This is a genomic window from Streptomyces sp. NPDC046379 (assembly GCF_055587785.1).
The window spans coordinates 79,557-89,235 of the sequence record NZ_JBVJFP010000023.1 but is presented as its reverse complement, the minus strand read 5'-3'; the positions used below and the strand labels follow the sequence as shown (position 1 = coordinate 89,235).

Annotated in this window: 5 protein-coding genes; 3 read left to right on the top strand and 2 right to left on the bottom strand. The window is 72.5% G+C overall.

Features of this window, described 5'->3' with window-relative positions; translation table 11 throughout:
• Window positions 1–317 precede the first annotated feature (317 nt).
• Window positions 318–4,877, top strand: a complete 4,560-nt coding sequence (locus ACZ6KF_RS30480) for an FtsK/SpoIIIE domain-containing protein (protein ID WP_469241320.1) — start codon at window positions 318–320, stop codon at window positions 4,875–4,877.
• Between the two features lie 203 nt (window positions 4,878–5,080).
• Here the strand turns inward: ACZ6KF_RS30480 and ACZ6KF_RS30475 are convergent, their stop codons facing one another.
• Window positions 5,081–5,974, bottom strand: a complete 894-nt coding sequence (locus ACZ6KF_RS30475; protein ID WP_469241318.1) for a menaquinone biosynthetic enzyme MqnA/MqnD family protein — start codon at window positions 5,972–5,974, stop codon at window positions 5,081–5,083.
• 291 nt (window positions 5,975–6,265) lie between these two features.
• Here ACZ6KF_RS30475 and ACZ6KF_RS30470 point away from each other — a divergent pair, with 291 nt between their 5' ends.
• Both ACZ6KF_RS30470 and ACZ6KF_RS30465 read left to right on the top strand, forming a co-directional pair.
• A complete protein-coding gene (locus tag ACZ6KF_RS30470) occupies window positions 6,266–6,469 on the top strand; it encodes a cold-shock protein (RefSeq protein ID WP_004984723.1) in 204 nt (67 codons plus the stop codon).
• Window positions 6,470–6,697: 228 nt separating this feature from the next.
• Window positions 6,698–7,435: a class I SAM-dependent DNA methyltransferase gene (locus ACZ6KF_RS30465; RefSeq protein ID WP_469160072.1), complete on the top strand. Its 738-nt coding sequence runs from the start codon at window positions 6,698–6,700 to the stop codon at window positions 7,433–7,435.
• Here the strand turns inward: ACZ6KF_RS30465 and ACZ6KF_RS30460 are convergent.
• Complete coding sequence (locus ACZ6KF_RS30460) at window positions 7,383–9,353, bottom strand: AMP-dependent synthetase/ligase (RefSeq protein WP_469241316.1); 1,971 nt, start codon at window positions 9,351–9,353, stop codon at window positions 7,383–7,385. The two genes, ACZ6KF_RS30465 and ACZ6KF_RS30460, sit on opposite strands and share 53 nt — an antisense overlap.
• Between the last annotated feature and the right edge of the window lie 326 nt (window positions 9,354–9,679).

Sequence of the window (9,679 nt, the reverse complement as noted above, 5' to 3'; positions counted from 1 at the left end):
GCATCAGCGTCCTGTTCGCCATGCTCCGCGACGGAACCTTCTACGAGTCCCGCAGCCCTCGCCTCGCTTGACGAAGGACATAGAGGCACCCCCCCGGCACCCGATGTCCCCCCTTCCCTCGCCCTACCCCGAACATCGCCCATCGCGTCGCCCGCCACCGCCGGCACCGCCATGACCGCGCCCTCCACTCCGTCGCCCCCACCTCCCATTGCCCAAAGCAAACCCCCGACCACTAAGGTCGCTTCCGTTGCGGGGGCGGCCTCGGGGCCGGCGGGAGTCGGTGCGGAGCCGGTACGGAGGCAGTGAGGAGGACGGACGTGCGTCTGAGTCTGACCGTCGTCGATCCGATCGGTGGGGCCACCGCCGACGTGGTGCTCGACGCCGATCCGGAGTCGCCGATGGGTGACATCACCCGGGAGCTGGCGCGGCAGGTGGGGCTGGGCGACGGGGCGCGGATCATTCCCCTCGGGGGGCAGCGCACGGCCGGTTCGGGTGATGCGCCGCAGGCTTTCGTCGACGGGTATCTCCTCGATCCGGACTCCACCATCGGCGGTTCGCCGTTGCGCGAGGGCGCCGTCGTCAGTCTGTACGACCCGGCCGGGTGTCTGCTCGGGGAACCCACCGGCGTGGTCGAGTTCCGGGTCGTGGGCGGGCCCGGGGCGGGGGCCGTGCACCGGCTCGGGGTCGGCCGGTACGACATCGGCAGCGGGGCCGCCGCGCAGATCCGCGTCGACGATCCCGAACTGGACGGTCGGGCGGCCACCTTGTCCATCGCGATCGACGGGACCTGCCAGGTCGTCGTGCACGGCGAGGGCAAGGAGGACGCCCGGCTCGACGGGGAGGCCCTCGACGGGGACGCGTGGCCGCTCGGCGCCCAGCTCGCCGTGGGGAACAGCCTGCTGGAGATCGTCGCGTACACCCCGCCGAACGCCGCGCTGAAGTGGTCGGAGGACGGCATCGGCCTCGACTACAACCGGCCCCCGCGGCTGCGGCCCGCCGAGCGGCAGACGCGGTTCCGGCTGCCGTCGCCGCCCGGTGAGTTCGAGGCGCGCCCACTGCCCTGGCTGATGGCGCTGTTCCCGCTGGTCGGCGCCGTCATCGCGGTGATGATCTTCAATCGCTGGTACTTCCTGATCATGGCCGTGCTGAGCCCGATCATGCTGTTCGGCAACTACTTCCTGGACAAGAAGCACGGCCGCAAGTCGCACGCCAAGCAGATGAAGGAGTACAAGGAGACCAAGGCGCGGATCGAGAGGGACGCCCAGGACGCCCTGGTCACCGAGCGCACCGACCGCCGGCAGGCCATCCCCGACCCGGCCGCCGTCCTCACCTTCGGCACCGGCCCCCGCACCCGCCTGTGGGAGCGCCGCCGCACCGACGCCGACCACCTCCTCCTGCGGGTCGGCACCGGCCGCATACCCTCCGAGGTCGTGCTCGACGACCCGGAGCAGGACGACCACAAGCGCGAGGTCACCTGGCACATCGAGGATGCTCCCGTCGCCCTGCCGCTGAAGGACCTCGGCGTGATCGGCCTCGCCGGGCGCGGCGACTCGGCGCAGGCGCTGGGGCGTTGGGCCGTGGCGCAGACGGCGGTGCTGCACAGCCCGATGGACGTGCAGTTCTACGTGCTCACCGAGAACGACGCGCACGGCCGCTGGGACTGGGTGCGCTGGCTGCCGCACGCCCGCCCCTCCAGCGGCCAGGACGTCAACCTGCTGATCGGCACGGACTCCGAGACCGTCGGCGCCCGCGTCGGCGAGCTGACCCAGTTGCTGGACGCCCGGCAGAAGGCGCTGAAGGAGTCGGGGCGCGGTGACGGCGGCCCGGCCTTCTCCGACCCGGACATCGTGGTCGTGTGGGACGGCTCGCGGCGGCTGCGGTCCATGCCCGGCGTCGTACGGCTGCTGCGGGAGGGGCCGGCCGTGAGCATGTACGCGATCTGCCTGGACGAGGAGGAGCGGTTCCTGCCCGGCGAGTGCCAGGCCGTCGTCGTGGCCGAACCGCTGCGCAGGGACGACGCCACCGCCGCGTCCGCCGCCGTCCCTCAGCCCGCCGCTCCGCCCGGCGGCTTCCCCTCCTTCCACGCCTGGCACCAGACCGCCCAGCAGCCCGGCGGGAATCAGGACGAGGCGTCCGAGCTGCGGCTGCGCGTCGAGCAGAGCGGCGCCCGCCGGATCGGGGACGTACGGCCCGACTTCGTCTCCCCCGCCTGGTGCGCCCGTCTGTCGCGGTCGCTGTCGCCGCTGCGGGACATCAGCGGCGAGACCGAGGACTCCGCCCTGCCCGCCTCCAGCCGGCTGCTGGACGTGCTCCAGCTGGAGCCGCCGACCGGCGACGCGATCGCCGCGCGGTGGCGGATGGGCGGCCAGTCGACGACGGCCGTGATCGGCGAGTCGTACGACGGCCCGTTCGGCATCGACCTGCGCAAGGACGGGCCCCACGGTCTGATCGCCGGTACCACCGGGTCCGGCAAGTCGGAGCTGCTGCAGACGATCGTGGCGGCGCTGGCCGTGGCGAACACGCCGGAGAACATGACCTTCGTGCTCGTCGACTACAAGGGCGGCTCGGCGTTCAAGGACTGTGTCGAACTGCCGCACACCGTCGGCATGGTCACCGACCTCGACGCGCACCTCGTGGAGCGGGCGCTGGAATCGCTCGGCGCGGAGCTGAAGCGACGCGAGCACATCCTGGCGGCGGCCGACGCCAAGGACATCGAGGACTACCAGGACCTGGTGCGCCGGGACCCGTCCCACCAGCCGGTCCCCCGGCTCCTGATCGTCATCGACGAGTTCGCGTCGATGGTCCGCGACCTGCCGGACTTCGTCACCGGCCTGGTCAACATCGCCCAGCGGGGCCGTTCCCTCGGCATCCACCTGCTGCTCGCCACGCAGCGCCCGAGCGGCGTCGTCTCCCCGGAGATCCGGGCCAACACCAACCTGCGCATCGCGCTGCGCGTGACCGACGCCGGCGAGTCCACCGACGTCATCGACGCGCCCGACGCCGGTCACATCTCCAAGAGCACGCCCGGCCGCGCGTATGTGCGCCTCGGGCACGCCTCGCTGATCCCGTTCCAGTCCGGACGCGTCGGCGGGCGGCGGCCAGGGGCCGCCGATCCGAGGACGCTGGAGCCGTGGGCGGGCGAGCTGGCCTGGCAGGACCTGGGCCGGGCCACCCTGCGCAAGCCGAAGTCGCAGGCGCGCGAGGACGAGGAGATCACCGACCTGAAGGTGCTGGTGGACGCCGTGCGCGAGGCCAACGGCGCGCTCGGCATCCCCGCCCAGCACTCCCCCTGGCTGCCGGCCCTGGAGGAGACGCTGCTGCTGGACGACATCCCGGCCGTGCCCGCGCAGGGCGCGCTGCCCGCGGCGCCGTACGGTGTCGAGGACCTGCCCGCCGACCAGGCCCGCCGTCCGGTCGCCGTGGACTTCGCGACCTTCGGGCACCTCCTCGTCGGCGGCGCCCCGCGCACCGGCCGCTCGCAGCTGCTGCGCACCATCGCCGGTTCACTGGCGCGCACCAACTCCTGCGCGGACGTGCACCTGTACGGCATCGACTGCGGCAACGGCGCCCTGAACGCGCTGACCCGCCTGCCGCACTGCGGCGCGGTGGTCGGCCGCAACCAGCTCGAGCGCGTCGTACGCCTCTTCACCCGGCTCTCCGGCGAACTCACCCGCCGGCAGGACCTGCTGGCGGAGAAGGGCTTCGCCGACATCGGCGAGCAGCGGGCGGCCGTGCCGGAGGAGGAGCGGCTGCCGCACATCGTGCTGCTGCTGGACCGCTGGGAGGGCTGGCTGCCCACGCTCGGCGAGTACGACCACGGGGACCTGACCGACCAGTTGATGACGATGATGCGGGAGGGCGCGAGCGTCGGCCTGCACGTGGTGATCACCGGCGACCGTCAGGTGCTCGCGGGCCGGATCTCCGCCCTGACCGAGGACAAGTACGGTCTGCGGCTCGCGGACCGCGGCGACTTCTCGATGCTGGACATCAACTCCCGCAAGGTTCCCGAGGAGATCCCGCCGGGCCGCGCCTTCCGCAACGAGACGGCGACGGAGACGCAGTTCGCGCTGCTGTCGGAGGACACCACCGGTCAGGGCCAGGCCGCCGCGCTGATGGCGATCGGGGACGCGGCGACCGCCCGGGACGCGGACGTGCCGCGCTCGCGCCGGCCGTTCCGGGTGGACGTGCTGCCCAGCCGGATCTCCTTCGCCGACGCCTACGCCATGCGCGACCCGCAGACGACCGGCTCCCCGCTGTGGGCGCTGGTCGGCGTGGGCGGCGACGAACTGACCGCGTTCGGACCGGACCTGGCCGAGGGTGTGCCGGCGTTCGTCATCGGCGGGCCCGCCAAGTCGGGCCGCAGCACGGTGCTGATGAACTTCGCCCGCTCCTATCTCGCCCAGGGGGTACGGCTGGTCGTCGCCGCGCCCCGGCAGTCGCCGCTTCGCGAACTGGAGGGCCGGGAGGGGGTGCTGCGGGTCTTCACCGGTCGGGACGTCGACGAGGACGAGCTGGAGGAGGCCGTGGGGCCGGCCACGCGGGAGCAGCCGATCGCCGTGCTCGTGGACGACGCCGAGGTGCTGGACGACTGCGACGCGGAGGACGTCTTCAAGCGGATCCTGCAGAGCGGCGTCGAGGAGGGGCTCGCGCTGGTGATCGCCGGTGACGAGGAGGAGATCTGCGACGGCTTCTCCGGCTGGCAGGTCGACGCGAAGAAGGCCCGCCGCGGCATCCTGCTCTCCCCGCAGGACAGCTCAGCGGGCGAGCTGATCGGCATCCGCACGACCCGCAGCATGGTCGGCGGCCCGATCGCCCCCGGCAAGGGCATGCTGCACCTGGGCAGCGGGGAGCACATCACGGTGACGACGCCGATGTGAGCGGGCGCCTGCGCCGGCGGCGGGGCGGGGAGCGTGGCGGGAAGCGTGAAGGGGGAGCGTGGAGGACGGGGAAGGGCCGTCGCCGCGGAAAGCCTGCGGCGGCGGTGCCGGGAGGGCGGGGCGGAATCGTCGCCGTGGTCCCCCTACGCCCCGGTCCCCTGCGCCCCGGTCCCCTGCGCTCCGGTCCCCTACGCTCCGGTCCCCTACGCTCCGGTCCCCTGCGCCCCGGTCCCCTGCGCCCCGCCGCCCTCCACGTCCAGCAACTCCACCCGCACATCCCCCGCGAACCCCGTCGTCGGCCCCACCCTCCGCGCGAACTCCGCCACCGCCGCCAGCTGCGGCTCGCCGAAGCGGAAGTCGAGGGTGGTGAAGTAGCGCTCCAGGACCTGCTCGTCGAAGGCCTCCCAGCGGGCCGCCTGTTCGGCGACCTTGGCGACCTCTTCCAGAGAGAGGTTGCGGGAGGCCAGGAAGGCCTCGTGGACCTTGCGGGTGATGACCGGCTCGCGTTCCAGGTAGTCCCGGCGGGCCGCCCAGACGGCGAAGACGAACGGCAGGCCGGTCCACTCCTTCCACAGCTCACCCAGGTCGTGGACCTGGAGGCCGAAGCGCGGGCCGTCGTGGAGGTTGGCCCGCAGCGCCGCGTCGCCGATCAGCACGGCCGCCTCCGCCTCCTGCATCATCACGCTGAGGTCGGGCGGGCACGTGTAGTAGTCGGGCGTCACGCCGAACCGCTCCGCCAGCAGCAGCTGCGCCAGTCGGACGGAGGTTCGAGAGGTGGAGCCGAGGGCGACGCGGGCGCCGTCGAGCCGGTCCAGGGGGACCTGGGAGACGATCACGCAGGACATCACCGGGCCGTCGCAGCCGACGGCGATGTCGGGGAAGGCGACCAGCTCGTCGGCGTTCTTGAGGAACTCGACCAGGGTGATCGGGCCGATGTCGAGGTCTCCCCGCACCAGCTGCTCGCTGAGCTTCTCCGGGGTGTCCTTCGTCAGCTCGAAGTCGAGGAGCGTACCGGTTCTCGCGAGCCCCCAGTACAGGGGCAGGCAGTTCAGGAACTGGATGTGGCCGACGCGCGGCCGGGTGCGAGAAATGTCCACATCGCGAGACTAGCCCCTGGGTCCCGCGCCACCGCTCCCGGGCCCGCCGGGGGCCCACCTTCCGGCGGTTCAAACATTCGGGTGACGTGATCTTGGCCCCTATTGCATTCGGCCGGGTGCGTGCTAGGCTCGTTCGCAAGTTGCAGTTTGGTTTCCCTTGCAGTACAGAGCCTGCGGAGCATGTGACCGCGGGCTCTCGTCGTTCTCAGACATACGCAGTTGTGCAGAACTCAAATCTTCACACTTGCTGGTTCTGGAGCAGGGCAACCCTTTTGAGCCCAAGGAGGGCTTATGGCTACCGGAACCGTGAAGTGGTTCAACGCCGAAAAGGGCTTTGGTTTCATCGCCCAGGAGGGCGGCGGCCCCGACGTCTTCGTCCACTACTCCGCGATCAACGCGACCGGTTTCCGGTCCCTCGAGGAGAACCAGCAGGTGTCTTTCGACGTCACCCAGGGCCCGAAGGGCCCGCAGGCGGAGAACGTCACCCCGGTCTGATCTCTCCCTGATCAGGATCGAGTAGCAGTACCCAAGGAGCCCCGCGCCGACAGGCGACGGGGCTCCTGCCTTTTCCCGGATGCCGAAGGAACGAACTCGCCGGGGCAGGCCCCGCGGGCCTCCGCGCGAGTTTGCGCGCCGGTGAATTCTTCGGGAATTCCCCCGGCCCCCGCTCCGGAGAACCCTCTTCCCGCCCCCTGTCAGTGGCAGCCGCTACCGTCACCGCCCATGACCGACGCATCGGATGCCACCGACCCGTCCGCCGACACGACGGCGCACGACTTCCTCACCGCGACCCGCCGCTTCTACGACGCCATCGCCGAGGACTACGCCGGCCAGTTCCGTGAGGATCTCGCCGCCCGGCCGCTGGAGCGCGCGCTGCTCACGGCGTACGCCGAAACGGTGCTGGGGGAGGGCGCCCCGGCCGGGGACGGGCAGGTGGCCGACCTCGGCTGCGGGCCCGGTGTGACGACGGCGTTCCTCGCCTCGCTCGGGGTGCCGGTCCTCGGGGTCGACCTGTCGGCGTCCATGATCGCGGTCGCCCGCCGGGAGCATCCGGGGCTGCGGTTCGAGCAGGGGTCGATGCTGGACCTGGACCTGCCCGACGGCCGCCTGGCGGGGGTCGTGTCCTGGTACTCCTCCATCCACACGCCCGTGGACCGGCTGCCCGCCCTCTTCTCCGAGTTCGCCCGGGTGCTGGCGCCGGGCGGTCATCTGCTTCTCGCCTTCCAGGCCGGCGACGCGCCGCGCCGGATCACCGAGCCGTACGGCCACCCCGTCTCCCTGGACTTCCAGCGGCGGCGGCCGGAGCGCATCGCCGGCCTGCTGGAGGAGGCCGGCCTGCGGACGCTCTCGCGCACGGTGCGCGAGGCGCAGCGGCGGCCGTACGAGGAGACCTCCCCGCATGCCTTCCTCATCGCCCGGAAGCCGGGCCCGGCGGATACAGACTCTCCACGACCTGCGTGAAGTCCCGCAGTATCCGCTCCCGGCGCAGCTTCAGCGTCGGTGTCAGATGTCCGGCCGCCTCGCTGAAGTCCACGGGCAGGACGGCGAAGCGGCGGATGGACTCCGGGCGGGACACGAGCTGGTTGGCGTCGTCGACCGCGCGCTGCAGGACCGCGCGCAGGTCGTCGTCGTCGGCCGGCAGCTCGGGCGGGACGGGGTGCTTGCCGTTCATGCGGCGCCAGTGGGTGACGCCCTCGGCGTCGAGGGTGATCAGGGCGGTGACGTAGGGGCGGCGGTCGCCGAGGACGAGGCACTGGGAGATCAGGGGGTGGGAGCGCAGCCGGTTCTCCAGGGGCGCCGGGGCCACGTTCTTGCCGCCCGCGGTGATGAGGATCTCCTTCTTGCGGCCGGTGATGGTCAGATACCCGTCGTCGTCCAGCCGGCCCAGGTCCCCGGTCGGGAACCAGCCGTCCGGGGTGGCCGGGACGACGCCGCCCGCGTGCGGGTCCCAGTAGCCGCGGAAGACCTGGCCGCCGTGGATCAGCACCTCGCCGTCCGCCGCGATCCGCACCCTGGTGCCCGGCATCGGCCAGCCGACGGTGCCCAGGCGCGGTCTGAGGGGCGGGGTGAGGGTAGCCGCGCCGGTGGACTCGGTGAGGCCGTAGCCCTCGTAGACGTCGATTCCGGCGCCCGCGTAGAAGGCGGCGAGGTCGCGGCCGAGGGGTGAGCCGCCGCAGACGACATAGCGGACCCGGCCGCCGAGGGCGCCCCGGATACGGCGGTAGACCAGCGGGTCGTAGAGGGCGCGGGCCGCCTTCAGGGAGGTGTTCGGGCCGGGGCCGCCGCTGTGCCGGGCCTCGACGGCCTCGCCGTAACGGCGGGCGATCCTTGCGGCGCGGTCGAAGGCGGGGGCCTTGCCGCCGCGTTCGGCGGTGGCGCGGGCGCCGTTGTAGATCTTCTCCAGCATGTAGGGGATGGCGAGCAGGAAGGTCGGCCGGAAGGCGGCGAGGTCGGCGAGCAGGTCCTCGGATTTCATGCTGGGCGCGTGGCCGAGCCGTACCCGGGCCCGGACGCAGGCCACCGCGACCATGCGGCCGAAGACGTGGGACAGGGGCAGGAACAGCAGGGTCGACGGCTCGGCGTCGGTCCTGGCCCTGAAGACGGGGTAGAGCAGCTCGATGGCGTTGTCGACCTCGGACAGGAAGTTGCCGTGGGTGAGCGCGCAGCCCTTGGGGCGGCCGGTAGTGCCCGAGGTGTAGACGATGGTCGCCAGCGTGTCGGGGCCGAGGACGCCTCTGCGGACGGTGACCTCCTGGTCCGGGACGCCCGCGCCGAGGTCGGCGATCCGGTTCAGGTGGTCCTTCTGGAAGACCCACACGTGCCGCAGTCCGGGCAGGCGGCTCAGCTCGGGGCCGAGGGCCGCGGCCTGCCGGGCGTCCTCGGTGGCGAGGGCGACCGCGCCGGAGTCCTGGAGGATCCAGCGGGTCTGGTGGACGGAGGACGTGGGGTAGACCGGGACGGTGACCAGTCCGGCCGCCCAGGCCGCGAAGTCGAGCAGCGTCCACTCGTAGGTGGTGCGCGACATGACGGCGATCCGGTCGCCCGGCACCAGCCCCTCGGCGATCAGTCCCTTGGCCAGGGCCAGCACCTGCGCCGCGAACTCCGCCGCCGTGACGTCGGCCCAACGGCCTTCTGCGGTACGGCGGCTGAGGACCGGGCGGGACGGTTCCGCGCCCGCGTTCTCGAAGGGCAGGTCGGCCAGGGAGCCGTGCGACACCGGGGGCACGAGCGGGGGTACGGCGGCCTCGCGCACCTCGCCGTCCAGGCGCCGCAGTTCGGGCTCGACGAGCACCGGTCCGCCGTCCGGGTCGTACTCCAGGGACGAGGCGGACGTCGATCCCGCCGGGTGCGGCGCGGGCGAGGAGTACGAGATGGGCATGGGCAGCTCCTGGGGCCTTGCAGCGGCGTCCGTTCCGCGCGGCGCGCTGCGTGGAGTACGCGGGCGCGTACGGAGGCGTTCACCGGCGGCGTACGCTCCGCCGGGCGTCACCGCCGGTCGGACGGCGATCCTACGGCGGTCGGGTGGGGGGATCGTGCGGGTTCGGGGAGGGATCGGGGACGGTCCGGGGGCAGGGGTGTGCACGTCCGGTGCAGGCATGTGCCGTCCGGGCGCCGTCGCCCCCGTACCCGGACCACCGCCCGGCCCACGGTGACCGAGCCTACACTTACCTGCGGTAACATCACTCTGCAGCAAGCGTCGAGGAC